At 65.5% G+C, this 26,135-nt stretch carries 26 protein-coding genes; 13 read left to right on the top strand and 13 right to left on the bottom strand.

What is annotated here, in order from left to right; all coding sequences use genetic code 11:
* Nucleotides 1-17 precede the first annotated feature (17 nt).
* The 5 genes from M1248_RS27340 to M1248_RS27320 form a co-directional block, all read right to left on the bottom strand.
* Nucleotides 18-311, bottom strand: a complete 294-nt coding sequence (locus tag M1248_RS27340) for a hypothetical protein (RefSeq protein WP_163735097.1) — start codon at nucleotides 309-311, stop codon at nucleotides 18-20.
* 169 nt (nucleotides 312-480) lie between these two features.
* The gene (locus tag M1248_RS27335; protein WP_163735099.1) at nucleotides 481-876 is read right to left on the bottom strand and encodes a hypothetical protein; all 396 of its coding nucleotides are present in this window, start codon (nucleotides 874-876) and stop codon (nucleotides 481-483) included.
* A gap of 2 nt (nucleotides 877-878) precedes the next feature.
* Complete coding sequence (locus M1248_RS27330) at nucleotides 879-2,669, bottom strand: hypothetical protein (protein WP_317150306.1); 1,791 nt, start codon at nucleotides 2,667-2,669, stop codon at nucleotides 879-881.
* A gap of 4 nt (nucleotides 2,670-2,673) precedes the next feature.
* A complete protein-coding gene (locus M1248_RS27325) occupies nucleotides 2,674-2,991 on the bottom strand; it encodes an ESX-1 secretion-associated protein (protein ID WP_317150305.1) in 318 nt (105 codons plus the stop codon).
* Between the two features lie 143 nt (nucleotides 2,992-3,134).
* Nucleotides 3,135-3,911, bottom strand: a complete 777-nt coding sequence (locus M1248_RS27320) for an esterase (RefSeq protein WP_163735102.1) — start codon at nucleotides 3,909-3,911, stop codon at nucleotides 3,135-3,137.
* 188 nt (nucleotides 3,912-4,099) lie between these two features.
* Between M1248_RS27320 and M1248_RS27315 the strand changes: the two genes are divergently transcribed.
* Both M1248_RS27315 and M1248_RS27310 read left to right on the top strand, forming a co-directional pair.
* Nucleotides 4,100-5,251 carry a serine hydrolase domain-containing protein gene (locus M1248_RS27315; protein ID WP_317150304.1) on the top strand — a complete coding sequence of 384 codons (1,152 nt, stop codon included), beginning with the start codon at nucleotides 4,100-4,102 and terminating at the stop codon, nucleotides 5,249-5,251.
* A gap of 165 nt (nucleotides 5,252-5,416) precedes the next feature.
* Nucleotides 5,417-7,126 carry a DUF4407 domain-containing protein gene (locus M1248_RS27310; RefSeq protein WP_317150303.1) on the top strand — a complete coding sequence of 570 codons (1,710 nt, stop codon included), beginning with the start codon at nucleotides 5,417-5,419 and terminating at the stop codon, nucleotides 7,124-7,126.
* Nucleotides 7,127-7,136: 10 nt separating this feature from the next.
* On the opposite strand, the gene M1248_RS27305 is transcribed toward M1248_RS27310, so the two are convergent.
* From M1248_RS27305 to M1248_RS27295, 3 genes are all read right to left on the bottom strand, one after another.
* The gene (locus M1248_RS27305) at nucleotides 7,137-7,751 is read right to left on the bottom strand and encodes a dihydrofolate reductase family protein (protein WP_317150302.1); all 615 of its coding nucleotides are present in this window, start codon (nucleotides 7,749-7,751) and stop codon (nucleotides 7,137-7,139) included.
* A gap of 37 nt (nucleotides 7,752-7,788) precedes the next feature.
* Nucleotides 7,789-8,580 (bottom strand): DUF4239 domain-containing protein, encoded by a 792-nt coding sequence (locus M1248_RS27300; RefSeq protein ID WP_163735117.1) that lies wholly within the window; start codon nucleotides 8,578-8,580, stop codon nucleotides 7,789-7,791.
* Between the two features lie 145 nt (nucleotides 8,581-8,725).
* Entirely contained in the window at nucleotides 8,726-9,091 is a 366-nt protein-coding gene (locus M1248_RS27295; RefSeq protein WP_317150301.1) for a hypothetical protein, read from the bottom strand.
* 103 nt (nucleotides 9,092-9,194) lie between these two features.
* On the opposite strand from M1248_RS27295, the gene M1248_RS27290 reads away from it, so the two are divergent.
* Nucleotides 9,195-9,740, top strand: a complete 546-nt coding sequence (locus tag M1248_RS27290; protein WP_163735123.1) for a TetR/AcrR family transcriptional regulator — start codon at nucleotides 9,195-9,197, stop codon at nucleotides 9,738-9,740.
* A gap of 154 nt (nucleotides 9,741-9,894) precedes the next feature.
* On the top strand, nucleotides 9,895-10,761 hold the full coding sequence (locus tag M1248_RS27285; RefSeq protein ID WP_317150300.1) for a PP2C family protein-serine/threonine phosphatase: 867 nt from the start codon (nucleotides 9,895-9,897) through the stop codon (nucleotides 10,759-10,761).
* Nucleotides 10,762-10,952: 191 nt separating this feature from the next.
* On the opposite strand, the gene M1248_RS27280 is transcribed toward M1248_RS27285, so the two are convergent.
* The 3 genes from M1248_RS27280 to M1248_RS27270 all read right to left on the bottom strand — a co-directional run bounded on the left by M1248_RS27280 (nucleotide 10,953) and on the right by M1248_RS27270 (nucleotide 14,645).
* Nucleotides 10,953-12,317: a flavin monoamine oxidase family protein gene (locus M1248_RS27280; protein ID WP_163735126.1), complete on the bottom strand. Its 1,365-nt coding sequence runs from the start codon at nucleotides 12,315-12,317 to the stop codon at nucleotides 10,953-10,955.
* 195 nt (nucleotides 12,318-12,512) lie between these two features.
* Nucleotides 12,513-13,514 (bottom strand): alpha/beta hydrolase family protein, encoded by a 1,002-nt coding sequence (locus tag M1248_RS27275; protein ID WP_317150336.1) that lies wholly within the window; start codon nucleotides 13,512-13,514, stop codon nucleotides 12,513-12,515.
* 114 nt (nucleotides 13,515-13,628) lie between these two features.
* A complete protein-coding gene (locus M1248_RS27270; RefSeq protein WP_410506735.1) occupies nucleotides 13,629-14,645 on the bottom strand; it encodes a TIGR03617 family F420-dependent LLM class oxidoreductase in 1,017 nt (338 codons plus the stop codon).
* A gap of 38 nt (nucleotides 14,646-14,683) precedes the next feature.
* Between M1248_RS27270 and M1248_RS27265 the strand changes: the two genes are divergently transcribed.
* The 8 genes from M1248_RS27265 (at nucleotide 14,684) to M1248_RS27230 (ending at nucleotide 22,003) form a co-directional block, all read left to right on the top strand.
* On the top strand, nucleotides 14,684-15,037 hold the full coding sequence (locus M1248_RS27265) for a Fe-S protein (RefSeq protein ID WP_317150299.1): 354 nt from the start codon (nucleotides 14,684-14,686) through the stop codon (nucleotides 15,035-15,037).
* Nucleotides 15,038-15,065: 28 nt separating this feature from the next.
* Nucleotides 15,066-16,889, top strand: coding sequence for a GAF domain-containing protein (locus tag M1248_RS27260; RefSeq protein WP_317150298.1), 1,824 nt, complete (start codon nucleotides 15,066-15,068; stop codon nucleotides 16,887-16,889).
* A gap of 425 nt (nucleotides 16,890-17,314) precedes the next feature.
* Nucleotides 17,315-17,800: a DUF5994 family protein gene (locus M1248_RS27255; protein WP_317150297.1), complete on the top strand. Its 486-nt coding sequence runs from the start codon at nucleotides 17,315-17,317 to the stop codon at nucleotides 17,798-17,800.
* The gene (locus M1248_RS27250; protein ID WP_174262176.1) at nucleotides 17,800-17,958 is read left to right on the top strand and encodes a DUF6307 family protein; all 159 of its coding nucleotides are present in this window, start codon (nucleotides 17,800-17,802) and stop codon (nucleotides 17,956-17,958) included. The genes M1248_RS27255 and M1248_RS27250 overlap by 1 nt, the downstream gene beginning before the upstream one ends.
* A 10-nt stretch (nucleotides 17,959-17,968) precedes the next feature.
* Nucleotides 17,969-18,166: a hypothetical protein gene (locus tag M1248_RS27245; RefSeq protein ID WP_163735139.1), complete on the top strand. Its 198-nt coding sequence runs from the start codon at nucleotides 17,969-17,971 to the stop codon at nucleotides 18,164-18,166.
* A 185-nt stretch (nucleotides 18,167-18,351) separates the two neighbouring features.
* Entirely contained in the window at nucleotides 18,352-19,503 is a 1,152-nt protein-coding gene (locus M1248_RS27240) for a glycosyltransferase (protein WP_317150296.1), read from the top strand.
* On the top strand, nucleotides 19,500-20,522 hold the full coding sequence (locus tag M1248_RS27235; protein WP_163735145.1) for a glycosyltransferase: 1,023 nt from the start codon (nucleotides 19,500-19,502) through the stop codon (nucleotides 20,520-20,522). The genes M1248_RS27240 and M1248_RS27235 overlap by 4 nt, the downstream gene beginning before the upstream one ends.
* On the top strand, nucleotides 20,519-22,003 hold the full coding sequence (locus M1248_RS27230; protein ID WP_317150295.1) for a glycoside hydrolase family 130 protein: 1,485 nt from the start codon (nucleotides 20,519-20,521) through the stop codon (nucleotides 22,001-22,003). The genes M1248_RS27235 and M1248_RS27230 overlap by 4 nt, the downstream gene beginning before the upstream one ends.
* A gap of 58 nt (nucleotides 22,004-22,061) precedes the next feature.
* On the opposite strand, the gene M1248_RS27225 is transcribed toward M1248_RS27230, so the two are convergent.
* Complete coding sequence (locus M1248_RS27225) at nucleotides 22,062-23,132, bottom strand: tartrate dehydrogenase (RefSeq protein WP_317150294.1); 1,071 nt, start codon at nucleotides 23,130-23,132, stop codon at nucleotides 22,062-22,064.
* Nucleotides 23,129-24,733 (bottom strand): DASS family sodium-coupled anion symporter, encoded by a 1,605-nt coding sequence (locus tag M1248_RS27220; protein WP_317150293.1) that lies wholly within the window; start codon nucleotides 24,731-24,733, stop codon nucleotides 23,129-23,131. Before M1248_RS27220 ends, M1248_RS27225 begins: the two co-directional genes overlap by 4 nt.
* A gap of 365 nt (nucleotides 24,734-25,098) precedes the next feature.
* Between M1248_RS27220 and M1248_RS27215 the strand changes: the two genes are divergently transcribed.
* Nucleotides 25,099-26,133 (top strand): glycosyltransferase, encoded by a 1,035-nt coding sequence (locus M1248_RS27215; protein ID WP_163738357.1) that lies wholly within the window; start codon nucleotides 25,099-25,101, stop codon nucleotides 26,131-26,133.
* The last annotated feature ends 2 nt before the right edge of the window (nucleotides 26,134-26,135 follow it).

Raw genomic sequence — 26,135 nt, 5'->3', positions numbered from 1 at the left:
CGATGGCCAGCACGGGTTCACCGAAGATTCCAGCCGACGCATCGACCGATTTCCTCCAGCGCTTCGGACGATAATTCGGGATGCAGCTGGCTGAATCTGCCCATGATGTCGTTGACGCCTTCGGCCAAGGTCATGTCGCCCCAGTCGATCGGCATAGCAACGGCTTCCCGGACTATCGCGATGACCCGATCTGCAACAGCGCTTCCCTCGCTCTCGCCGTAGCGGTCGATGAGCTTTTGGCGATCAACGCCCGGTATAGCCGATTCCCTGATACTGGTAACGACGGCTTCACTGATGCGGTCTGCGTCCATCGAATGGGTCCACCCTAACGGTCGAAACACCGAGCGCTGCAACCATAACGGTGCAAGGCAACTAGACGCACCATCGCCACAGTCAACATCAAGGAACCTGACAGGAAGACCCACCAGGCTGTGACCTGCAGGCCACCGACGACCAATTCCGGTCACACATTCGCTTGCACTACTCTCGTGCACGCCTCTGAAGCAATGCCCTGTGCGCAGGCTCAAAGTGTATGTCGAATAGCGACTGCAGCCATGTCAGTATCGTGTCATCCTGTGCGCCCAGTCCCGGCGTCTCCAAGTTGTCTTCCGCATCGCTCAGGAGCAGCATAAAGTGCCACTCCTTCGAATCGTTGGTAAGACCAAACTCATTGGGTGCATCGGGGAGGGCGAGCATGAAGTCGATTCCGCCGTCGCGGGCCGACCAGCAGACCTGGAGTTTGCAATCACTACGGCGGTAATACACCGCCCACGCTGGACGGTTGCCGTGGACGATGGGTTCCTGCACCTCATCGAGTGTGAAGCCGGCATTCGACAGCGTTGGTTTCAGAAAACGTTCTAGCTCAACCGGCTTCATCGCTAGCTGCCTCCCTCATAAACCCATGAGTTTCCGTGCTGGGTGTAACCGTATGCGGCCGCGTTATACTTGAGGAAGTTGATCTCGAGAGCTGAGAATGATCGCCTCTGCACCGCCGCAATCTGCTCGACGCTTTCGAACCCATCAGGCAAGACATATTCGATACGTGGCACTCCATTCTCCAACTGCGTGCGCAGGAATTGCTCATTCACCTCCCATGTAACAGTTCTCGCTTGTTCATCACTGAGTCCGTGGCTAAGGGCGTTCCAGGTTGCGTCACCGGTGTCGAAGTAGATCCCGCCGTTACTCCGCGCTTCACCGATGTATCCATCATCCATTCCGGCCCACTTCCCTAGAACCACTCGGTCTGCGTTCCCCGTGTCGGGTGGACCCGGCATGTGGTGCGTGGACAGGTCTGCGACTTGCCGGGCCAGATCCAGGGTCGATTGCCCGTTCGCGACGGCGTCGTTGAGATTCGATGCGATTTCGGGAGCGTGAGACGAGTATCCGTCGGAGTAATCCCAAACGCCGGGTGCTGGATACTCTCCAGCGAGCGGTGTTGGAAAGGCTTCGGCGGCAGGGTGGTGTCCACTGGGCACATCGACGAGGTGCGATGGAATGCCCACGCCCGCGATATCGTCGAGCGCTCCTGCTCGTGCGACGAGAGCAGCTTCGCCGCCGAAGATGACACCAGGTGCGGCGATGGCACCCTCGGCTGCCTTCCCGCCGAGGTAATACGCCGCACTCGGAGAGTCGAGCGCATTGTTGACTTCGTCGACTGCCGCTCCAACCGGGTTCGTGATTTGGTCGTTGGTGCTCTCGAGTAGGTCACGCCACGACTCCCACACACCCGGTGCCCCCGGCCCGCCCTGTCCGATCAGGTTTTTGATGCCTTGTTCGGTCTCGAACCAACGATCGGCAAAGCCCTCTGCGAAGCCGGGCGGCGGCATCTTGTCCGGTTCCGGCGGGGTGTAGGGCTTGAGCGGTTGTCGTGCCGCGGACACCATCGCATCCAGGCGCGCTTCGATCTGATCCGGCGGAACACCGTCGCGAAGCATCGTCTGCCGGGCCAACGCCTTGAACTTTTCGACCTTCGCCGGATTCAACGGAACCGGTGCCGCAGAACCGTCGACCCCCTGGGCGCCCGACGGGACGGGTCGTCCGGCGAGCTGATCGAGTGCGCTGTCCAAGCTGTCCGGTTGCGACGCGCTGTCCGCGGATGGCGGTGCTTGCCGTTCCCCAGTGCCGGGCAGCAAAAGGTCCTCCACCGAGGACGCCGTCTTCACCTCAGGAGCCGGGATGCCGGTGGCCCTGGCAATCGCCCCCGCCAGGTCGGCATCCACTCCTTCGCCCTGGGCCAGTACTGCGGCGATCTGCGCTTGCAAGTCGGCGACTTTGGCTGCCACCTTAGCCGCGGCCTCGTCATCCAAATACGCTGTGTCCGGCGGGATTACCTGGTTCGTGGACTCGTCGATCTGTACCGCGGGCGCCTCGGCGGCGAAATCTAGGATGTCCGTGATCTTTTGGGCAACCTGCTCAGCTTGCTGCTGTGCGGCCTCCATGTCGGCGGCCGCTTTGCCCAGGTTCTCCGCCGCCCCCTCGTGCTCACCGGCGGTGGCCACCATAGCCGCACGCGCGGCATCTCCGCCGTCGCCCTCCCACGTGGAAGCCGTCGCCAACGACCGATAGAAGTCCGCCGAATTCGTATGGTTCGCCGCAGCCCCATGGGTGGACGCCGCGAGATCCGCGATTTCGGGCGGCCACTCCCGCAGCTCCCTCAAGTTCAGCGCCACGGCGTCAGCTCAGCGCAGCACCCGCGTCGTCTATTCCGTCGGCGCTGGCGGTGTCCGTCTCCGCATAGCGCGCCGCTGCTTCGCGGTGTCCCTGCGCGTTCGTGGCGAAGTGCTTGGCGAAGCGGGCGCTGTCGGCCTCCCAGGCTGCCAACATCTGCGGCACTGCTGCAGCCGACAAGCCCGCCCCCAGATTCGCCTGGCTCGCCCGCGCGAGCGCCTTCCCATGGGTCGCCAAGAACTCGCTTGCGTGTCCGTCGAGTTGGTCCGCCGCCGCGTGCAGCTCTGTCAGATCAACCTTCAACGGCTCGTTCGGATTCGACACCCCGCACCCCCAGCAAACAGCATTTGATAGCAACCCTACCGCCGTCAGTGACCCGTGCTCGACACCAATATCAGACGCGGATCGGGGCGGTTCAGTGACGGCTGACGCCCGACTCGCGCGCGATGCCACGTAATCGAGCCAGGTCAGGCCAGGATCGATGCGAGTTCTGCGCGAGGTATCGAGACCGTCCGCGGACCAGCGGCCGAGATGGTCCACTGCCCCTGGCTGAGGAAGAACAGCACCGCGTCATCGGTGAGGGCGAAGTTCTTGTACATCCCCGCGCCGATGGGGTTGTCGCCGACGGTCACGCTGGGCAACTGCTTTTCCAAATCGGCCGCCACGAGACGGTCGAGCATCGCGACGGGGTCGGCGTCTGGTTTGAACAGCGCGTCGAATGTGATCGGCGCCTTCTTGCCGAGGTCGAAATTGAGGGCGTCGTAGTTCGTCACCGGATGGGCGCCGCCGAAGTTGACGTACTCCTCGAACACCAGGCTTTCGGTGCCCGAGCCCGGCGCGCCCGACCGGAATGTCTGCGACTTGATGTCGAGCGCTTTGGGCACATCGCGGGCCGGCTGATCCTCGACTAAGTCGATGAACTCGTCGCGTTGATCGGTCAGGACCTCAGCCACCGCGTCTTGGTCCGGGTAGTCGACCGGGAAGCTCATGTCGATCGTGTAGTCGGGCGTCTCGGTGTGGACCGTGCAGAGATTGGCGGCGCCGACCGTTCCCTCGAGCTCCGTGCACGCGGAGGACTCAGCAGCCGCGGCGGTCGGCGCGGCGGAAGTGGTGGCCGTCCCGGACGTTGAGGTTGTCGTTGGCGTCGTCACCGCCTCCGACGACGCCGCCGGCTCGGTGGAACTGTCACACGCCGCCACGGTGAGGATCACCGCGACCGCAATCACGAGGTGCCGGTTCTTCATGCATGGAGCATGCCCCACCCGAGGTCAGCGGCGCGGTCGGCGCGCTGATCTGACGACGGAGGCACGCGCTCGGATTACCGAGCGCCGTCGATTATTGCGGCGCTAGCTTCTTGCGCATCGTCGGGCTCGGAAGCGCGTCGGCGGAGCCACGACCCGTGCGATGATCCCGGAAAGCGGAGGAGTGTGACATGGGGTTTGAGCGAATCGACAACCTACTCAACGCCGTGACGGCCGACGGGTCCCTGCACGGCATCGCCGCCACGGTCGTCGGCCGTGACGGCGTCCTCTACGAGGGCGCGGCCGGCGACGCCCGGCCCGACACCATATTCCGTAATGCGTCGATGACGAAGGCCGTGGCGACCACCGCGGCGCTGCAGCTCCTCGAGGAGGGGCGCCTCGACCTCGACGCGACGGTGGCCTCGATCCTCCCCGAGTTCGGCGAGCTCCAGGTCCTCGACGGGTTCGAAGACGGGCAACCGGTCCTACGCCCGCCCAAGACCCAGGCCACCGTCCGTCAGCTGATGAACCACACGTCCGGCTGCGGCTACTTCTTCCTCAACGAGAAGCTCCACAAGTACTGCATGGAGCACGGATTTCCTCACGTGCTCACCGGGCTCAAACAGAGCATCAGCTCGCCGCTCGTCCACGACCCCGGCACCGTCTGGGAGTACGGCGTCAGCACCGACTGGGTCGGCCAGGTCGTCGAGGCCGTCAGCGGCCGGACGCTGGGCGACTACCTCGCCGAGAATGTCTACGGCCCGCTCGGCATGACGGACTCGACATTCACCCCGACCGACGAACAGCGCGCGCGCTTCCTGCCCGTCCTCACCAGGGCGGCGGACGGCAGCCTGGTGCCGACCCAGATCGACCTCGATGTCGAGCAGGAATGGCATTCAGGCGGCCACGGGTCCTACGGGACGATTCGCGACTACGGGCGGTTTGTCCGCGCGTGGGTCAACGGCGGCGAGCTCGACGGCAGGCGCATCCTCAACGAGGCGACGGTGGAGCTCGCGCTGCGGGACCACCTCGACGGGGCGCCGCTGCCCAAGAAGCTGGAGCCGACTGTCCCCGAGCTGGCCAACCCGGTCGAGCTGCTCGATGTGCCGCAGGGGTGGGGCCTGGGGTTCCACGTGTACTCGATCGATCTGCCCGGCATGCGCAGCGCCGGCTCGGGCGACTGGTCGGGACTGTTCAACACCTATTTCTGGGTCGACCGCAAGGCAGGGATCGGCGCCGTCATCGCCACGCAACTGCTGCCCTTCTTCGACAAGAAGATGGTCGAGACCGCGCTGGGCTTCGAGGCCGCCGTCTACGCCGAGCTGCGCGCGGCGGTGTCCTGAGCACTGACGCCGCGCGGCCCCGACCGCTGTGGGAGGATTCAACGCATTCGCATCGGCGTGATGATGCGATGCGCGGGGGGTTCCGCCTGGTTCCACACCCTCGACAGGGTTGTCGTCGGCGCATCTGTCACGCCTGGAAAAGCCCGAAAGATGTTTGGAGTTTCCATGTCCACCCACAGGGTTTCTGAGCAGGATCGTGCCCCGATTACCACGGCGCTCGTCTGGCTCGGTGGCGGCGAGCGGCGCGAGGTCGGCGCTCGCCACGAGCGGTCCACCCTGGCCAGTGCCGGGGCGGTGGTGCTGCTCGCCGCGATGCTCGCCTGGCTGGTCGCGGCCGTCGCCCTGACCGAGTCGACGACTTGGCCGGTCGCGGCCGTCGTCGCTGTGACGGCAGGGTTTGGGCTGCTGGTCGGTGCGGTGAGCCGCACGATCGCCTCGGGCGCGATTCGTCGTGGCTCCGATGTCGTGGGACGTGCTGCCGTCCTGTTCGCCGTCGGGCTCGTGGTCGGCGAACTCGCTGCCGTCGTCGTGTTCTCCGGATCGATCGATCGGCTGCTCGGCGAGCAGGCGGCGCGCACCGCCGAGTCCACCCCGGCCGCATCGCAAGCCGCGGACGACCTGGACCGGACCCACATGGCCCGCGGCGGGCTCGACGAAGCTGTGGAGCAGGCCGTGCAACGACGTCAGGAGGCCCTGGTGGTCGCCCGTTGTGAGTTCAACCCCCGGCCCGACTGCCCGCAAATCACGATTACCGGCGTTCCCGGCGCCGGACCTGAAACCCGCACGGCGAACGACTATCTCGCCGATGCCCAGCGGACGCTCGACTCCGCGTTGGCCGAGCGGGACCGGCAGGCAGCCGTGCTCGATGCCCAGATTGCCGATGGCGAGCGGGCGCTGGCGCAGGCCCGGCAGGACGCGATGGCCGATACGGATCGCGGGCTGGGCGCTCGATGGGTCGCGATGAACGACCACACGCTGGCCGATTCGGGTGCTCTCGTCATGCGCCTGCTCGTCGACGGATTCTTCGTCCTGCTCAGCTTGCTGCCCCTGATCCTCAAACTGTGGCGGGGCGAGACGTCGCAGGATCGCGTTGTTGCCGCCGATGTCGAGCGGGATACAGCGGAACTCCACGCCGACACCGCGATCGCGGTGAAGCGCGCTGAGGTGCGCGCAGCCATCGACAACATGTGGGCCGAACAGCAGCTGGCCAGTGCCCGCATGGCCGTCGAGGCCCAGCTCGAGATCGATCGCGAGCAGCAACGCCGCCGGGTGATCGAGGCGACCAAGCCGGCGGTGACCGCACGATCGGAGCGCATACCCCAGGCCGCGATTGAGGATGTGTTCCTACCGATCGCCGCCGAGGCCGAAGCGGCCAGCCTCTTACCGGCCGAGTTGCCGGCGGTGGTGGACACACACGAGAGCGCCCCAGAGGGCGACGGCGCGGTGGAGCGGTCCGGACGTCCGCTGATCCCGGCCATTCCGGACGTCACCCGGGCCGCCGCGCGCTGGATTCGCCCGCTGGTGCCGCCGATCCTCATCAACGCGATCGACACCACCACCAAGCCGCTGCGGGGCGTGCGGCAGATCTTCGAGGAGACCGAGGAGATTCACATCTCCATGCGACGCACCCACAGGGTGAAAGCTCACATGGAGGAGACCGAAGACGTTGCAGCAGAACGCGGATTCGTTGCGGATGCGGCGGGCACGCGGCATGCGACGACGGTCGAGCGCGATGACCGCGGACCCAGTCTCGGCGGTGCCGAACAGGTGTCACCCGCCGTGGTGAAGGGCGAGGATCGGGCCGAACTCGCCGGGGGAAGCACCCGTGCAGTGCGTGGGCACCGCGGCTCCCGGGAACTACCGCCGCCGCGTTAGCGTCGCTGGCTCACCGGGCCACGGCGTAGCGAAGGTGCGCCACGCCTGGCGCATGGAGGACGCGAACGAGTTGCAGCTCGGGGACGCCCGCTTCGAAGCCGTCGAACAGGCGCTCGCCGGAACCGAGGATCACCGGCGACACCTGCAGGTCGATCTCGTCGACCAGCCCGGCCTTGATCGCCTGCCGCGCGCAGGATGCGCCACCGGCGATCGAGATGTCCCGGTCGCCGGCCGCCGCCTGAGCTTGTGCGTAGGCAGCTTCGATTCCGTCTGTCACGAAGTGGAAGGTGGTGCCGCCTTTCATCTCGATGGGCTCGTGTGCGTAGTGGGTGAGGACGAAGACCGGGCAGTGGTAGGGCGGCTCGTCGCCCCACCACCCTTTCCAGTCCGAATCCGCCCACTCGCCACGGATGGGCCCGAACATGTTGCGGCCCATGATCGTTGCCCCCATGCCGTCGAGCATCTCCGACATCACCTGTCGGTTCACGGGGTGATCGCTGGCCGGCCCGATATGCCAACCATGCACCTTGATCCCACCCACTCCGAGGGGGTTCTCCTCGCTCTGGTCGGGTCCGGCGACATAGCCGTCCGCCGAGATCGACATCGACAGGTTGGTTCGCGTCATACCCAAGGAGACCACCTGGCCCGCCGAAACTCATCGGCTAGTTCTGCGGCTGGTCTTCCCGCCAGATCTCGAGCACGTTGACATAGGGGTCGGGACTGACCGACAGCGCGCCGACGAAGGGATGCTCGAGCGCGAAGATCAGATACATCACGAAGCCCATCAGGCCCGCGGTCAGGCCGACCGCCACAGCGTGGATGAGCAAGTCGCGGGTCCCGAACAGGAACGTGAAGGCCATCACGACCGCACCGCCGCCGAGCAGCAGTACCCACAGTTCGCCGGGGACCGCCGACTCGCCCGTCGACACCCGAAGCTTGCGGTTGTGGCTCAGGTCGTTCAACTTCACGATGTCGTGGTCGAAGAAGGCGATCTCGTTGCGGCTCTGCGGCTCTACCTTGAGGAAGGTCGACCAGAGGGCGGACATGTGCTCGGACTCCTCCTCGATGGTCTCGCCTCGCCGCATCCGAGGTAGTTCGTCGTTGATCACGTCTTCGGTGTACGCGACGAGTCGCTGCCGCACCTCGAGCCGGTACTCCGGAGGAATCGCCGTGGAGTCCCGAAGAAGGTCGGCGATCGCGCTGGCCTCCGCGGCGGTCGCGTCCTCGGCTTCGCCGAACTGTTCCCATACGACGACCACGACGAAGGCGACCAGCACTGCGTAGAGCACGCCTGCGAGCTGGAATACATCGCCCGACATCCCGCTCGCCGCCTCGAGGCGGGTGTGGGACACCGCTTTTCGAAAGACGATCAACCCACCCACCGACGCCGCGACGACGAACGTCACCGCGCAGAACCCGAGCACGGCAGCGGGCAATTGCAGAAGCCAGATCACAGGACCCCCCGATAGCGCGGACGCGTCGTCAGTATGACCGCGAATCCCACGCCGTTCGGTCACATTCGTCGTTGGTGACGGTGTGTCCGAGATGCCTAGCCAGATAACGAAACCCGCAGGCTCGGACTATCGCGAACAGCGAGGCTCAGGCCGCGCGTCGATCCGTCCACTCCGCCACCGCGCCGGCGGGGACAGCCGCAAGCCGGTTTTCTCGCACGGGACGGTAGCTCTGGAGATACCGGTCGATCTGCTCGCGCCGCAAGGGCCGCTCCCAGATGTTCGCACCGTCGATGTCGATGCCGCTGTCATTGGATGCCGCGCGCTTGCGGGCACCGATGCGGAAGCCCGCGACCGTCGCGACCATCAGCACGACCAAGACGGCGCCGATGACCCCGGCCAGCGGACTCGCGGCGGCAAGTGAGTAGACGAACGTTCCAAGGGCGACGAACGTCAACAGGAACAACACATAGGCCACATTCGTCGGAGAAACGCGACCCAACACCTTCATCATCACTCTCACCTTTACCCGATACAAAACGCTACGCGTATCGTAGCGCTACGCTTAGTGTAGCGTTTCGACGACGACACTTATTCCCGGCCACCAGGAGGGCTTGATGCCGCAGCGCCGGACCACGGACGAACGCATTGCCGACGCCACCTTGGCGCTGCTCCGCACCAAAGGCGCGCGCTCGGTGACGGTCGAGGCGGTGGCGGCGCGCTCGGGCATCGCCAAGACGACGATCTATCGCCGGCACCGCGATCGGCGCGAGATGCTGTCCGCCGCGTTGACGGGAATCGCCACTCCCGGACCGCTCGCCGACGACGCCAAGGCACCGGATCGATTGCGGTGGCTCATCCACGAAGCGGTCAAGGTCATCGACGATGGAATCGGCTTCGGCGGCCTGGCATCCCTGCTCACCGACGACGACCCCGACTTCACCAAGATCTTCCGCCGCATCCTCGCTCGTCAGCGGGCCAAACTGGAGTCAGTCATCGAAGAAGCCACGGCCGACGGGTCGTTTCGCTCCGACGTCGACGGTGCGACTCTCGTCGACGCCATCGTCGGTGCGCACATCGCCGAACGCTCCCGCGCGGGCCGCATCGCCGCCGGATCGGAGCAGCGATCGTTCGATCTCTTCCGGCCGAGCGTGCTCGCATGAGTTTCCGAGGATCTCCATTCGGCTCGTTTCCGGGCCGGCCGTGCAAAGCTGTTCATCGTCGGGCGAGTATGTGAGGGGTGCAGTGTCGACGTGTACGACGTGCGGGACGCATGCAGGTCCCGCGGAGGGAGTCTGTGAGAACTGCGGTGCCGCATTGACGGCGATCCGACAACTCGCGGTGCCCAGGTCAGCTCCGGGCGCCGATGGCCAGGAGCCGGATCGCGATGAGAATCAGCTCGGGGCGATTGTGCTGCTCACCGACCGCGGCATCGAGCACACGCGCAACGAAGACGCCGGCGCAGCGGGAATCGTGCTCAACAGCGCGGGGGACCGGCCGCGCGCGATCGCCGCCGTGGTGTGCGACGGTGTCTCCACCTCCGCCGACGCGCAGAATGCGTCGAGGGCCGCGTCGGCGGCAGGCGTCGACGCAATGCTGAAGGCACTGGCCGCATCCCGCGACATCCCGTCGGTGATGGTGGCCGGACTCGCTGATGGAGCGAAGGCGGCCGCGGAATCCACGTCGCCCGAAGGATTCAGCCCTGCCTCATGCACCTACACAGCTGCCGTCGTCGTTCCGGCCGAGGGTGGACAGGTGCAGATCGCGATCGCCAACGTCGGGGACAGCAGGGTGTACTGGCTCCCCGAGCCGCCCGCGCAGCCGCAACGTCTGACCGTCGACGACACCGTTGCGCAGCAATTGATCTCGGCGGGCATACCGGCCGACTCGCCCGCCGTGCTGCGCGGGGAGCACACCCTGACCCGGTGGTTCGGTCGCGATGCCGATCGGGAATGGGACGAATCAAGCGTTTATACGATGACCACCGCCGACCGGGGCGTCCTGGTGCTGTGCTCGGACGGACTGCACAACTACCTGCCCGAGGCCGCCGACATCGCTCAGTTCTGCAACGGAACGGCACCGGACGAGGCCGCCCGCGCGCTGATCGATCACGCATTGCAGGCCGGCGGTCACGACAACATCACCGTGATCGTCATTCCGATCGGACCTCATGAGTTGGGTTGAGCCGCGTCGACTTTGCCCGTGATAATGGACTCCCGGTTGAGGACCAATATGACTGTGTGCCAACCTCATAGCGACTTTGTCGCTCAACTACTACCGTCGCGAACAATGTCAGCGACTTTGTCGCTCTGAGCTTGGCACCAACCACATATGGTCTCGCTGAGCCGCGAAGTCCTTGACGCAGGAAAGCCGAATCAGGCCGACGTCATCGCCTTGTCGTGCTCCATCACCTCGACGGCCGCGCGCTCACCGGAGCGGACCGCCCCATCGATGAACCCGTACATGCGCGCCGAGCTCTCCGTGCCCGCCCAGTGGATCCGCCCGCACGGCTCCCGAAGCGCCGGGCCAAACTCCGTCAACACACCCGGCGGTGTGTGCGCAATCATGCCGCCGCCCGAATACCGCTCGATCGTCCAGTTCTGCTCGACGTAGTCGACCGGCGTCAGCGCCTTGTCGCCGAACCGCTCGGCCACCGCCGCGAGCACCGCTTGCCGACGTTCTGCCTCACTGAGTTTCGTCATCTCGCGTGCGACGGGTCCTTCGGTGATGACCGTCAGGCTCCCGGGTGTCCCCTTGTCTGTGCAGGAGTCGATCGTCAAGTTCGCCATCGATCCCGGCGCGAACGACTGACCCGACAGGCCGTCGGCCCGCCAGAACGGTTCGTCGTAGATCACCGCGATCTTGTACACCGCGCCCGACGGCATCCGTTGCTGCAGGAACGCTCGATCCACGGGAAGCATTGGCTCGAAGATGATTTGGGACACGATGCTCACCGGCACGGCAACGATCGCCCGACGTGCCCGGACCACCATGTCGTCGGACCGGACCGTGACGCCGCCGTCGTCCTGGGTGACGCTGCGCACCGGCTGCGACAGATGAATCACATCGCCCAGCTCGGCGGCAATCGCGCGATGGATCGCGCCCATCCCGCCGACCGGCCGCTCATCCTCGGCCCCATCCTTGACGCCGAGCACAAAGCTCGGCCCGCCGGCCGAGGCCATTTGATACAACACGAACAGCAGCGAAATCTCCGATGCTGCAGAGGTATACAGCCCGGAGACCGAATAATCGAGTAACTGGTGAGCGGGCTTGGACAGCGTATTGCGGTCCAGCCACTCCGCCCATGTGGTCTGATCCCACTTCTTCGCCTTCGGCGCATCCCACGGGGCCTCCGGCGGAATCGACTTGCACATCGAGGTCAGCTCGAGGAAGACCTTGCCGATGTTCGCCACCGCCCACGGGCTCATCGACAACGGGATCGTGCCCTTGTACTTGTACGCCTTCCCGTCGACGTACATCATCGCCTCGCCGTCGGTGTACTGCTTGTAGCTCGGGATGCCGAACTCCTTCATCAGCGCATAGATGGCGTCTTGGCCCGGCCCGATCCACGCGCCGCCCCGATCGATCCACAACCCGTCGTCTCGAGTCTCGGTCCACGTGCGGCCGCCCACCCGGTCGCGCGCCTCCAGCAGCGCGACCGAATGCCCCGCCTGCTTCAAGCGCAACGCCGCGGTCAGTCCGCCGAACCCGGCACCCACGACGCAGTAATCAACATCCATGGCACACCCCAGCTGTCCGTCGCGCCGGCCCCGAACCAACGCGTTCGCTTATTAGACATACGCCTAATTGAACAGTGTGTCAATAGGGCAGTGCGGAGCAACAGCAAATTTGTTACAACGACCGTCAATAGGTACAAACACGGGTTGACGTGCCAGTTAGAACAAAGACGGCCTAGTAATTGCGAAGTGTAGTAACTACCGCGCCGGTACGACTGCGGGCACCGCCGCGACGCCTGGGACCGCACCCGGCACCGCAGGCAACGGTGCAGGCGGTGGGGGAGTCGGGGTGTTGATGATGCGCAGGATGTCCGGCTTCATCTGCTGCAGCTGCGCACCCCAATAGCCCCAGCTGTGCGTGCCGTTCGGCGGGAAGTTGAACACCGCATTGCGGCCGCCCGCGGCCTGGTACTTCTCCTGGAACTCCTTGTTCGTACTCAGCGTGATGTTCTCCAGGTACGACGCGCTGAACTGCGTTCCGAAACCACCACCGCCGGCGTCGAGGTCGGAGCTCGTGCCGTTGCCGCAGTACACCCAGATCGCCGTACGGTTGGCCACCAGTCGATTGATGTTGAGCATCGGGTCATTTCGCTGCCACGCAGGGTTGTTCGGCGGCCCCCACATGTCGGCGGCCTTGAAGCCGCCGGCGTCCATCATCGCGAAGCCGATCAAGGTCGGCCACATACCTTTCGACGGGTTCAGGTATCCCGACAGGGACGCGGCGAAGAAGAACTGCTGCGGATGCCATGCGGCCAATGTCAGGGCGGCGCCACCCGACATCGACAGCCCCACAACCGCATTGCCGCGCGGATCCTGTCCTTTGTTGGCCATCAGCCAGCTCGGCAGCTCGTTGGTCAGGAACGTCTCCCATTTGTAGGTGACCGTTCCGTTGAAGCCTCGCGCCGGCGCGTACCAGTCGCTGTAGAAACTCGACTGCCCGCCGACGGGCATCACGACCGACACACCGGATTCGTAGAACCACTCGAAGGCCGCGGTGTTGATGTCCCAGCCGTTGAAGTCCTCCTGCGCGCGAAGGCCGTCGAGCAGATACACCGAATGCGGCCCACCGCCCTGGAACTGGACCTTGATGTCGCGGCCCATCGACGGCGACGGCACCATCAGCGTCTCGACCGGCAGGCCGTCGCGCGAATAGGCCGAGGACTGCGGCGACGGAACGACCATCAGAGCCGCAGCCATCATCAGGGCACAGACGACCAGCCTGCCGACACGACGCGCGAATCCCTCCACCACGGCGCGAAACTAACAACCCCGCTGCATACTCTTGCGCTCCCGCGCTCGGCAGTGATCAGTCTGTTATCGGGATGAGATCCGTCGTGACACTTCGCCGTAGCGCTCGATGCGGTCCTCATCGGCCAAAGCGTTGTACAGCACGATGCGCGTCGCGCGCTCCCTGTACTTCGAAACCACGGCGTCGGCCAGCCCGTCCCACGTCGACTCCGTCGCGAACTGAGCGATGTGCTCGTCGGTGATCTGCGCGGCCATGCCCTTGAAATCGCCGGCCTTCTGCTTCTCGCGGATCCGCGCCGTCGTTCCCTCGAACCCTGCCTCGTCCCAGATGAACGCGTAGTTCGGTGTGCTCCCATAGAAGCTCATGCTCGTGCGGACCAGTTCGCGCTCACGATCCCGTTCCTCGTCGCTGTCCCCGACGATCGTCATGACCGGCACGATCACCGCGACGTCCGACGCTGACCGGCCCGACTTCGCCGCGCCCTCAGCGATATTCGGCACCACATGCCGCGTGATGTAGCCCGGCTCGCCCAGCGGATGCACGTGCACGCCGTCGGCCACCTCGCCGGCCATGCGCAGCATCCACGGATTGACCGCCGCGATGTCGACTTTCGGATCCGGCGCGCCGATCGGTCCCGCGCTCCACTGCGGCGTGATGAAGTCCATGTCGTAGAAGTCGCCGTGGTGGTCCAGCCGGCCTGTCCGGAATGCGTTGAAGCACGCCTTGACTGCCCGTACGTAATCGCGCAGCCGCGGACCGGGACGCTCGAACTCCGCGCCGTAGCGCCGCACCACATGCGTGCGCACCTGCGTGCCCAGTCCGAGCCGGAACTTACCGCCCGTCGCCTCTTGCAGTTCCCACGCCGCAGCCGCCGTGACGAACGGGCTGCGGGGGAACGCCACCGCCACACCCGTCGACAGGTCAAGGCCCGGCGCGGCCTGCGAAGCCACCGCCGCATTCAGATACGCGGTCCGGCCGGTCTCGGTGAACAACAACCCGGAGAACCCGGCCGCTTCTGTGCGGGCGGCGAGCGCCCCGATCTTCTGCAACGGCTGCGGCGTGATCATCGCGTCGACATACACAGGGGCACGGTACGCCCGCCCTGACGTAGGCTGCCGACATGGAACTACTACGTGACGTAGTTGTACTGCTGCACATCGTCGGCTTCGCCGTCACCTTCGGCGCGTGGGTCACCGAGGCAGTCGCCAGGCGGTTCAGCTTCACCCGGGTCATGGACTACGGGCTGCTGCTGTCGCTGCTCACCGGATTGGCACTGGCCGCGCCATGGCCCGCGGGCATCGACTTGAACTACCCGAAGATCGGCATCAAGCTCGTCATCCTCATCGTGATCGGCGGCGTGCTCGGTATGGGCAGCGCCCGGCAGAAGCGCTCCGGAGCGCCCGTGCCGCGTCCGCTGTTCGTCACCGTCGGAGTGTTGTCATTCGTCGCGGCCGCCATCGCCGTGCTGTGGTAGCTGGGGTTTCGTCACTACGATCGGCGGGGTGGGCCCTCCGACGGCCACCCGATGGCAAACGCTCTACCGCCGGTTCCTGGCGCTGGTGGTACGGCCGACCGCGCCGGCGCTCTGGCTCGGCGTGCTCGTGGGGGCTGCGTTCATCGCCGTCGAATGGCTGCTGGTCGTCCAGCTGAAAAGAGTCGCGCCGGAGAACGCTTTCGGCGCCGTCTTCCTGCTCGGCGTGCTGGTGGTGTCCGCCGGCTGGGGCTTCGGCCTTGCCGTCGCGACGTCGCTGGCCAGTGCCGCGGTCTACGTCTACATCCACAGCGAGGGGGCCGACAGCTTCGTCCCGGCAGTCCTGGTGTTCCTCAGTTTGGCGCTGCTGGCCAACGTGTTGGTGGGACAGGCTCGACTTCGTGCACTCGAGGCCGAGCAGCGCCGGCTGGAAGCCGACCTCTCGGCCGAACTCGCACGCTCGACGCTGCGTGCCGAGGACCTCAATGCCGCACTGGACGCCGCCGGCCGCCGCATCGCCGACGCACTCGATCTGCCGTTCGCCGTACTGGATCCGTCAGACGTGCCCGGCGACGACGAACGCGCGGCCATCGCGCTGCGCGACGGCGGTGATGTGGTGGGGACTTTGGTGGTGCCGTCGGACCTGCCCGCCGCGGGGCATCGGCGCGTCGAACGGATGGTCCCGTCGCTCGAGGCGTTGATGGCGGCCACCCGTGATCGCCAGGAGATCACCGGCGAGGTGACCGCACTGGCCACCCAGCAAGCCGCGCTGCGCGCCGTCGCGACGTTGGTGGCACGCGGCGCCGAGCCGTCCGAGGTGTATCGGGTCGCGGTAGCCGAGCTGGCGCGCGGACTCGGCGTCGAGCATGTCACACTCGTGGGCTACGACGAGGACGACGTCGGCGTCGTGCTCGCCACCCGTGACAGCCCGGACCGCATGGCAATGACTGTGGGCGAACGGTTTTCGCTCGACGGGCACAGCCTGAGCGCACAGATCGTCGATACCGGCACGCCGGCGCGCATCGACGACTACAGCGCCGCGGAGGGCCCTATCGCCGACCGGATGCGCGGGCTGAACGTGTGCTCCGGTGTGGGTGCTCCCGTCGTGGTCGACGGCGAGGTTCGCGCCGCCCTGATGGTGGGTTCGATTGTCGCGCAACCATTACCGACGGGAACCGAAGACCAGGTGTCCGACTTCGCCGATCTGATCGCGACGGCGATCTACAACGCGGAGAACCGCGCCGCGCTCAAGGCCTCACGTACCCGCATCGTCGCCGCGGCCGACGAGGCGCGCCGGGGCTTCGAGCGCGATCTGCACGACGGAGCGCAGCAGCGGATCGTGTCACTCGGCCTGCAACTGCGGGCGTTGGAGGCTTCCGAGCACGGGTCGACGCGCGAGGGCATCGACAGGGCAGTCGCGGACCTGATGGAAATACATGAACAGCTGCAAGAGATCTCGCGCGGCATCCATCCGGCGATCCTCTCGCGAGGTGGGCTGGGACCGGCGATCAAGACGTTGGCCCGACGATCTGCGGTGCCCGTCGCGCTGGACGCCGACGTGGACCGCCGACTGGCCGAAACGATTGAGGTGGCGGCGTACTACGTTGTCGCCGAAGCGCTGACGAACACCGCGAAGCACGCCCAGGCGTCGGAGGTTCAGTTACACGCATCGTCTGACGATGTCGAGCTTCGCATGACGATCAGTGACGACGGCGTCGGAGGAGCGACGATCGGCGGCGGGTCGGGGTTGATCGGGCTCAAGGACCGGGTCGAGGCGGTGTCGGGCCGGTTGGAGATCGTGAGTGCACAAGGGTCGGGCACGACGTTGCACGTGACGATCCCGCTGAATGGTTGACGGTCGCGGGGGCTTTCTGCCGGCGTAGCGCGTCTTCAGCGACCAGATCGTCGATCGAAAGACTTTCTCCACGGCAATGCGTTTTCCACGTCTTGGCGATCACGATCATGAACGCGACGGCGACGATGAGCAGTGCAACTGCGGTCACTGCCATCAAAATAATTGCGTTGGTTGCGATGTCGACCCCTTGGTTCGCTGGCGCCTACGGCACCACTCATCGCGAAGTAGACTCCCAGTACACGCCTGATCAGCACCGATGTCAACAGCACCTGGCCCAGAGGCGAGGCGGAAAATGATTGCGCCCCAAATAATTTAAGAGCGTATGCTTGGGGGATCGGCGGTATCTCGTCATATGATCGTTCAAGGTCGTGTCGTCGTCGATTCGCAGTATCCGGCCGATTCTCGGTCAAGACGGGAGCGTCGCAATGACGCTGAACCAACCTTTGCCCACCGGCGTCACCACTGCGCCGCGCTCTTCTCCGGAACACACGCCCCGATTGCGCTTGAAGCCCAAGGGCCGCATAAGCGGATACGTAGACGGCGCGTGGTGGCCGCACAGCGACGACCTCGCCACACAACTGCCTGATCTGCTGGCAGTGCTCTCCGTTCGACTTGGCCCCATTGACCGGGTGTTGTTCAACGTCAATGAATGGGTGCCGCCGCCCAGGAAACTCTCCGCCGGCGGGCGAGCGGTTCGACTGGACGGCTACCAGCGTCAGCCGGCCCACACGATCGAAGTTCTCGGCTTCAGCGGCGGGGGCAGGATTGCCTTACTCGTCGTTCCCGCGGACTCCGACCCGGACGAGGCGCACGCCACGCTGATGGCCGCCGCGACACCGCACGACAAGTCAACTGTCGACGGGCTTCTCCTCATGACCGACCGTCATGCCGAACAGACAAGGAAGATGTGATGACTTCACCGACAATGTTTCGAACGCCCTACGACATTCGTGTCGACCTCGTCAAAGACACCATCATGGCTCGCACCAAGCTCGATGACAAAGATGCAGCCGACCTGGCTGTAGACATCCTCAAGGTGTTGACCTCGATTCCCGAGAAGATGCGCTGACGCAACGACCATGACAGTCACCGTGACACTCCCCGACGGCGGAACCGACGAATACATGCGGTTCGGCGACACCTACGTCAAGCACGACAACGGGACGCTCGACGTCATCCGCGGCGGCTCCAAACAGGCCTACCAGTACGCGCCGGGTGCGTGGACAGAAGTCGATGGTGACCAGAAGACCTGGAAGACAGGCCGTTTCTGGGGTTGAGCACCGCAGCGGTCGATCCGGCGGCCAGACGAACAGGTGTACCGTCAAAGGTGTTGGGAACCCAGCCACTCCGGAATGGGACAGCCGTCATCCGCTGATCTCGCCGAGCAACCGCTCACGCCCGGCTACACAGGTACCAACCGCACGTCTGGATCAACTTGAAACCCCTAACGACTCTTCCTTCATTGACTAATTCCGTTGTCGAGCGATCACTTTCCGATCCGGCGCGCTTCGGAATTCTCACCACGTATCCGCCGACTGCGTGCGGACTCGCCACCTTCAGTGCGGCACTGGCCAAAGGATTGACCGCCGATGGCGCCGAGGTCAGCGTGGTGCGGGTGGCCGACGGATCGTCGTCTTCGAGCGCCCGCGTCGTGGGTGAGCTCATCGCCGACTCACCGGCATCTGTCTCCGCAGCTTCGGAATTGCTCAACCAAAGCGACGTCGCGATCATTCAGCATGAGTACGGCATCTACGGCGGTGTCGACGGTGACGATGTCGTCGACGTCATCGAGGGCCTGCGCGTACCGTCGATCGTGGTCGCTCACACTGTGCTGAAAGAGCCGACGGCACACCAGCGCTCAGTGCTCGAGGCCGTCACCGCAGCAGCGGATCGCGTGGTCGTGATGTCGGAGGCGGCCAGTCAACGACTGTGCCTGACCTTCAACGTCGACCGGCGGAAGATCATCACCATTCCGCACGGCGCGGCTGTCCCGACGGCCGCTGCGGTGAAGCAGGCGGGCAGACCCACCTTGCTGACCTGGGGTCTCTTGGGTCCGGGTAAGGGTATCGAGAGGGTGATCGGCGCGATGGGTTCACTTGCGCACCTTTCCGGCCGCCCGCGGTACCTCGTCGCCGGGCAGACGCATCCCAAAGTGCTTGTCGCACAGGGCGAGGCGTACCGCAACGGATGTATCGAGCAGGCACGTCGCAGCGGGCTGGCCGACTCCGTCTTCTTCGACTCCGACTATCGCGACGTCGCGTCGCTGAGCGCTCTCGCTCAGTCCGCAAGCGTGGTGGTGCTGCCCTACGACTCCACCGATCAGGTCACCTCCGGCGTGCTGGTGGACGCCATCGCCAGTGGCCGGCCCGTCGTCGCCACGGCCTTCCCCCACGCCAACGAGCTGCTGGCCAGCGGGGCGGGAATCGTCGTCGACCACAGCGATCCCGAGGCACTCGCGCTGGCGCTGCGCCAGGTCATCACCGACCCTCGCGTGGCAGGCTCCATGGCCGCGGAGGCCCGTCGACTCGCGCCGACGATGTCGTGGCGAGTGGTCGCCGGCGCCTATCTGCATCTGGCCCACCGCGTGCTCGCTGAACGGCCGGCGTTCGTATGACCGCCCCCATCCCGACCCCGGTGTTCGACCACCTCGAGCGAATGACAGACCATCGCGGCACGTTCGAGCATGCGCAGTTAGCCGAGCCCGATCCCGTGCACGGCTATTGCACCGACGACATGGCGCGGGTGCTGGTGGTCACCACTCGACAGCCCGGGCTGGAACGCACCCTCAATGGTGTCGCCGGTACGGCAGTGCGGTTTCTCGGCGAAGCGCAGGCTCTCACCGGCGCCTGTCGCAACCGGATGGACAGCAAGGGCAAGTGGACGGACGAACCCGCCGTGGAGGACGCTTGGGGGCGCTGCCTGTGGGGTCTGGGAACCGCCGCCGCGCACAGTGACGTCGTCTGGGCCCGACAATCGGCGATCATGCAGTTCGAGCGCGGTGCGCAGGAGCGGTCGCCGTGGCCACGCGCGATGGCGTTCGCGGCGCTGGGCGCCGCCGAGATGCTGGCGTTCGATCCCGAGAATCGCGCGGCGCGGCTACTGATCATTGATTACGCGGCCTCGCTCGCCGAACCGAACGGGGACCCGGCGTGGCCGTGGCCCGAGCCGCGACTCACCTACGCGAACGCGGTCCTCCCCGAGGCGATGATCGCCGCGGGCGCCGTGCTCGAGGACGGGTCACTGCGGCAACGCGGGCTGGATCTGCTGGCCTGGCTGCTCGACGTGGAAACGATCGACGGTCAGCTCTCGGTCACTCCGGTGGCAGGCAGAGGGCCCGGTGAGAAAGGGCCCGCGTTCGATCAGCAGCCGATCGAGGTGTCCACGCTCGCCGATGCCTGCGCCCGTGCGGCCACCGTCGACAGCGACGCGATGTGGCCGGACGGCGTCCGTGCCGCGGCGGCGTGGTTCCAGGGTGCCAACGACGCGGGGCAGCTGATGTGGGACCCCGAGACCGGTGGCGGATTCGACGGCTTGCACGCCGACGCGGTGAACCGCAACCAGGGCGCGGAGTCCACGCTTGCTGTTCTCTCGACGTTGCAGCACGCACAACGCTTTTCTGCAGTGCCGCAATGACTTCGGTTCAGGTCGGGCTCGTGACACGCAGCCCGCTTCGACTCGCAGCCGATACGTCGCGGGTCATCACCAAATTGTTCGTCCCCGGGCAGGAGGGTTTCGAGCATCAGGACTCCCGCGCGGGCGCGGTGCTGAGGCGCATCCTTGCGCTGGACGAGAACGACGTCCGCGCGTCGCTGGACGATGTCGTCACGCGCTTCGGTTGGCGTCACCGCGACCTGATCGGCGTCTTTCGTGCGCATGCCCGTGAACTTGCCGATCGGCTGGACGCACGCGAACTGTCCGAAGCACGAATGATGTTGCTGGGTGCGACGTTCACGAGCGAGTACGCCATCGAAGGGGCGGCCCTGTGCAATCCCAGCATGGTCGCTCACCCGGACCAGTCGGACACACCGGTCGGCAGCCTGAGATTCGTGATGAGTGTGCGCGGTATCGGGGAGGGGCACGTATCGTCGATCGGTTTTCGGACGGGCCTCATCGATGCCACGGGTGCGGTGACGATCGATGCTTCGGCTCCGTTCGCCAGTGCGGGCGAGATGGTGCCGGCGCTGCTCGACGCTGCGGTCTTGCGTACCGAGCTCTCTCGTCTGCACGATGCCGGCGAAGGCGCTGATTACGTCCTCAACGCGCTCGGCGACCGGTTCACACGCAACGATCTCGAAGAACAGCTCGACAGACTTCAGAAGCATCGGAAGACGCGTGGTCATGCGGCCGAGACGATTTCGCGCATTCGGACGATCGCCGACCGCACATACGGCATCGACTTCGCCGAGGGCATTCCGCTCGCCGAGCGGATTCTATGGCCTGCGATGGGTGCCGAGGCCGGGGGTATGGAGGACGCGCGCTTTGTCCGGTTCGTCGACGACGACGGGTCGGTCACCTTCTACGCGACCTACACGGCATACAGCGGGACGGAAATCAGCCAGCAGTTGCTCGCGACGAAGGATTTCGCATCGTTCACCACCTCGCCATTGGTCGGCCATGCCGCCGCCAACAAGGGTTTGGCGCTGTTTCCCCGCCGCTTCCGCGGTCAATTCGCTGCCATGTCGAGGTCTGACCGCGAATCGAATTCGTTTGCGTACTCGGACTCCCCGCTCATCTGGGCCGACTCCGTACCCTGTCAGCACCCGACCCAGGCATGGGAGGCCCTGCAACTCGGAAACTGCGGGCCGCCCATCGAAACCGACGCGGGGTGGTTGGTGCTCACTCACGGCGTCGGGCCGATGCGCACATACCGGATCGGAGCGATATTGCTCGATCTGGAGAATCCGTCGCGAATCATCGGTCGGCTCCGACAGCCTCTACTGAGCCCGAGTGCCGACGAGCAGAACGGCTATGTTCCGAATGTCGTCTACTCGTGTGGCGCACTCGTGCACGCCGGAACCCTGGTCGTGCCCTACGGAATCGGAGATGCGGCTATCGGTTTCGCGACCGTCCCGATGTCAGAACTTCTCCACGAAATGGAGATGGCTCGAAGCTGAGGTTGTGCCGGGATTTCGGGGGGTTTTTCCTGCATGACTTCAGTTTCGGCCCACATGCTCACCGCAACTGCGCGACGAGTGCCTCGGTCACCTCGACTGTCGACGCGGATCCGCCGAGATCACCGGTGCGCGTCTCCGGCTTGGCCAACGTCGCCTCGATCGCCGCCATCACTTCACGTGCCGCGTCGGAATGCCCCAGATGCTCGAGCATCAACACCGCCGACCACACCGCGCCAATGGGGTTGGCGATCCCACGGCCCGCGATGTCGGGCGCCGAACCGTGCACCGGTTCGAACATCGACGGGTACTCCTTGGTCGGATCCAGATTGCCCGACGGTGCGATCCCGATCGACCCCGCGACGGCTGCGGCGAGGTCAGACAGGATGTCGCCGAACAGGTTCGACCCGACCACCACGTCGAAGCGTTGCGGCTGCAACACGAACTTCGCGGCCAACGCGTCGATGTGCTCGCTGTCCATCCGAACATCCGGAAACTGCGCCGCGCGCTCGGCGACCACCTCGTCCCAGAACGGCAGCGTGTGCACGATCCCGTTCGACTTCGTCGCCGACGTGACGTACCCGCGCCGCGACCGCGCCAACTCGAAGGCATAGTCGGCGATCCGGCTGACCCCGAGACGGGTGAAAACCGACTCCTGCACGGCCATTTCCTCGGGGAACCCGCGGTTGAGCCGTCCGCCGATCTCGCTGTACTCGCCCTCGACGTTCTCGCGCACCACCACGAAGTCCACGTGACCCGGTGCCCGCAGCGGACTTTCGACGCCGTCGAACACCTTGATCGGGCGCAGGTTGACGTACTGGCGGAACGCCCGCCGGATCGGGATCAGCAGCCCCCACAGCGACACGTGGTCCGGTACTCCCGGCCAGCCGACCGCGCCGAGTAGGATCGCGTCGAACCTCCTCAGCGTCTCGATGGCATCCTCGGGCATCATCGCGCCGGTCTGGGTATAGCGCTCGCATGACCAGTCGAAGTCCGTGTAGGACAGTTTGATTCCGTGTTTGGCGCCGACCGTGTCGAGCACCGCGCGGGCCGACGTGATGACCTCGGGTCCGATCCCGTCGCCCGGGATCACGGCGACGGTCTGCATGGCCGGCTCGGCCGGCGTCGTCATGTGCCAAGTCCAAGCAGGCCGACCATGATCGGCAACAGGATGATGATGAGGATCGCGCCCGCGATGTCGAACGTGATGCCGGACCGGATCATCGTGGTGATCTTCACGACGCCGGAGCCGTAGACGATCGCGTTCTGCGGTGTCGAGACCGGCAACATGAACCCGAAGGACGCCGCGAACGTCGCCGCCAGCGCAGGCACGAACGGGTTGACGCCGGCGGCCATCGCCACCGGGATGATGATCGGCACCACCACCGCCGCCGACGCCGTATTGCTCGTCGTCTCGGAGACGATGATCGCCAGGATCACCGCGAAGATCGTGATCGGGACGATGCTCGACAGGCCCAGCGCGTCGTCGATCGAGGTACCGATGGTTTCGGCCAACCCGGTCGAGCTGATCAGCGACCCGAAGATGATGCCGCAGCCGAAGAGAATGATGGTGCCCCAGTCGATTTCGGCGGCGTCACTCCAACGCAGCGTGAACTCGCGGTCCTTCCAGTCGGTCGGCAGCAGGAACAGCAGCGCCGCACCGAATACCGCGACCACGCCCTCGTCGAGGCGGTCGCTGACGAATTCGTACGCGCTCGACTCGGTACCGGAGATCAGCGCGACGACGCCAGGCAGGATCCACAGCGTGACGGTGATGCCGAACGCGATGAGCGTGTTCTTCTCCGCGCGTGAGAGTGAACCCAACTTCTCGCGCTCCTCCGCGACGTACTCGGCGACGCCGTCGATCCGTTTGATTTCGGGCTTGTTCAGCCGCAACAAGATGAGCGCCAGCAGCGCGAACATGACCAGGCAGATCGGTATTGCCATCACCATCCACTGCCCGAAGCTGATCCGCTCCCCGGTGGCCTCCTCGATCAAGCCGCGGCCAATCAGGTTGGGCGGGCTGCCAACCGGGGTCAGCAAGCCGCCGACACTGGCGCCGTAGGCGAGCATCAGCATGATCGCCGAGCCGACCCGCAGCCGTTGCGGATCGAAGTCGGGCTCGACGTCACCGCGCTTCTGCAGAAGTTTGGCGATGACCGCGAGGATGCCGATCGCCGTTGGCAGCAGCATCGCCACGGTCGCGGTGTTGGAGACGAATGCCGACAGCAGGCAGGTGATCGCGCCGAACGCGAGGATCACGCCGGTGGTGGAGCGGCCGACACCCGGCAGCGACAGAATGCGGAACGCGAACCGCCGTGCGAGACCGTGTTTGAGCATTGCCTGCGCCAGGATGAACGCGCCGATGAAGGTGAAGATCGTCGAAGACCCGAACGGACCGAGCACGTCGTCGACCGGGGCGACGCCGAGAAACACGGCCACGGCGACGCCGAGCAGACCGCCGACGGGGATCGGGATCGCTTCGCTGATCCACAGCGCAATGACACCCAGCAACACCGCCCCAAGGACCTGCTGCTCACGAGGGAGGTCGATGGGAAGAACAAGAAAGGCGACCGTCAGGAGCGGAGCGAGGAAAAGGCCGACGGTCCGTCGGCCTTTCTCGAACCGTTCCTCCTTGGGGGAAAGCTTCTGCTCGCCGAGGCTTCGATACGTTGCGCTGCCGAGGAGCGCTTTGTCGACATCGGTCTGTTTGGCCGGGCTGTCCGTGGTCATGGGGCGACTCCATCGCTGCAGCTGTGTTCTACACCACACTCGTGACGGGGGTAGTTCCTGAAAACCGCGCACCTTAAACATGCCGGGATTGGACACGGTCGGCGTTCGACTGAGTCGCCGGCCGTGGCCGCTCGGGCCATCCCGCTGACCTGCGATGTCGTCGCGGAATACCGAATAATCCCCGGTCAGGGTGTAGCGTCGAAGTGTTGGGAGCCCAGCCAGTCCGGGAATGTTTCAGCCGATCCTCGCTGATCCGCCGAGCAACCGCTCACGCCGGACATGCCGGTACTGACCGCGAAGTCTGGACTGCCTTGACTGCTCTACCTGACTATGAGCCGATTCTTCCTTATGCTGCGCCGCAACAAATCTCGCGCACCGTCCGATTCGGGATCGTCGACACCCACACGTCCCCACCATGCGGGCTTGCGAGGTTCGCCGCAGGTCTAGTCGACGCCTTGAGCATCGATGGGTCCAGCGCCGGCTGGGTGGCTGACGACTCGCTCGTCGGGCAGGTCGACGTCGCGATCCTGCAATACCAAGACGGCACGACCGGCCAGGACATGGTCCAGATCGTCAACGGTCTACAGGTTCCCTCGATCGTCGTCGTCCACACGGTTCCGAAAGCCCCTACATCGCAGCAGCGTTCGGTCCTCGAAGCGATCACCGCCGCCGCGGACCACGTGGTGGTGATGTCGGAAACGGCACGGCAACGGCTGAATCACACGTATGCCGTCGACCGCCAAAAGGTGAGCATGATCCCGCACGGCGCGACCTTGCCGACCGCCCCCCGGGTGAAGCGCCCGAGTAGACCCACCATCCTGACGTGGGGTCTGCTGGGTCCGGGTAAGGGCATCGAACGGGTCATCGACGCAATGCCTTCGCTGGGCGATGTCCCCGGCCGGCCGCGTTATGTCATTGCCGGCCCCATGGATCCCGGCATCCCGGAGGCTGAAGCCGAGACGTATCGTGATGCGCGCATCGAGCAGGCCAGGCGACTCGGTGTGGCCGATTCGGTGTCGTTCGACCCCCGCTATTACGACAAATCGAGCCTGGCCGAACTGATTCAGCAGGCCTCTGTGGTCGTGGTGCCCTACGACTCCACGGAACAGGTGAGCTCCGGTGTGCTCGTCGACGCGGTCGCGAATGGCAGACCCATTGTGGCGACGGCATTTCCGCATGCCATCGAGCTGCTGAGCAGCGGGGCGGGGATCGTCGTCGAGCACAACGACGGCGTTGCACTCGCGGCGGCGCTGCGCCAGATCATCACGCAGCCGCGGCTGGCCGGTGCCATGGCGGCCGAGGTTCGTCAACGGGCGCCGGAGGTGGCGTGGCCGGTGGTCGCCGCCGCGTACGTGGCGCTGGCGCTACAGGTCACCGCCGGAACACCCGTCTTGGCCTGACC

Origin of the sequence: Mycobacterium sp. 29Ha, assembly GCF_032883055.1 — a bacterium.
Taxonomy (GTDB): domain Bacteria; phylum Actinomycetota; class Actinomycetes; order Mycobacteriales; family Mycobacteriaceae; genus Mycobacterium; species Mycobacterium gallinarum.
The sequence above is the reverse complement of the archived record's forward strand: the minus strand, read 5'-3'. Positions and strand labels throughout refer to the sequence as shown.

Excerpts from the sequence above, each read along its gene's own strand:
- M1248_RS27230 (WP_317150295.1), top strand. The coding sequence starts at position 20,519 with ATGACTTCGGTTCAGGTCGGGCTCGTGACACGCAGCCCGCTTCGACTC.
- M1248_RS27335 (WP_163735099.1), bottom strand. The coding sequence starts at position 876 with ATGAAGCCGGTTGAGCTAGAACGTTTTCTGAAACCAACGCTGTCGAAT.
- M1248_RS27340 (WP_163735097.1), bottom strand. The coding sequence starts at position 311 with ATGGACGCAGACCGCATCAGTGAAGCCGTCGTTACCAGTATCAGGGAA.
- M1248_RS27225 (WP_317150294.1), bottom strand. The coding sequence starts at position 23,132 with ATGACGACGCCGGCCGAGCCGGCCATGCAGACCGTCGCCGTGATCCCG.
- M1248_RS27315 (WP_317150304.1), top strand. The coding sequence starts at position 4,100 with ATGGGGTTTGAGCGAATCGACAACCTACTCAACGCCGTGACGGCCGAC.
- M1248_RS27220 (WP_317150293.1), bottom strand. The coding sequence starts at position 24,733 with ATGACCACGGACAGCCCGGCCAAACAGACCGATGTCGACAAAGCGCTC.
- M1248_RS27305 (WP_317150302.1), bottom strand. The coding sequence starts at position 7,751 with ATGACGCGAACCAACCTGTCGATGTCGATCTCGGCGGACGGCTATGTC.
- M1248_RS27290 (WP_163735123.1), top strand. The coding sequence starts at position 9,195 with ATGCCGCAGCGCCGGACCACGGACGAACGCATTGCCGACGCCACCTTG.
- M1248_RS27250 (WP_174262176.1), top strand. The coding sequence starts at position 17,800 with ATGACTTCACCGACAATGTTTCGAACGCCCTACGACATTCGTGTCGAC.
- M1248_RS27245 (WP_163735139.1), top strand. The coding sequence starts at position 17,969 with ATGACAGTCACCGTGACACTCCCCGACGGCGGAACCGACGAATACATG.
- M1248_RS27295 (WP_317150301.1), bottom strand. The coding sequence starts at position 9,091 with ATGATGAAGGTGTTGGGTCGCGTTTCTCCGACGAATGTGGCCTATGTG.
- M1248_RS27275 (WP_317150336.1), bottom strand. The coding sequence starts at position 13,514 with ATGATGGCTGCGGCTCTGATGGTCGTTCCGTCGCCGCAGTCCTCGGCC.
- M1248_RS27265 (WP_317150299.1), top strand. The coding sequence starts at position 14,684 with ATGGAACTACTACGTGACGTAGTTGTACTGCTGCACATCGTCGGCTTC.
- M1248_RS27235 (WP_163735145.1), top strand. The coding sequence starts at position 19,500 with ATGACCGCCCCCATCCCGACCCCGGTGTTCGACCACCTCGAGCGAATG.
- M1248_RS27320 (WP_163735102.1), bottom strand. The coding sequence starts at position 3,911 with ATGAAGAACCGGCACCTCGTGATTGCGGTCGCGGTGATCCTCACCGTG.
- M1248_RS27310 (WP_317150303.1), top strand. The coding sequence starts at position 5,417 with ATGTCCACCCACAGGGTTTCTGAGCAGGATCGTGCCCCGATTACCACG.
- M1248_RS27280 (WP_163735126.1), bottom strand. The coding sequence starts at position 12,317 with ATGGATGTTGATTACTGCGTCGTGGGTGCCGGGTTCGGCGGACTGACC.
- M1248_RS27255 (WP_317150297.1), top strand. The coding sequence starts at position 17,315 with ATGACGCTGAACCAACCTTTGCCCACCGGCGTCACCACTGCGCCGCGC.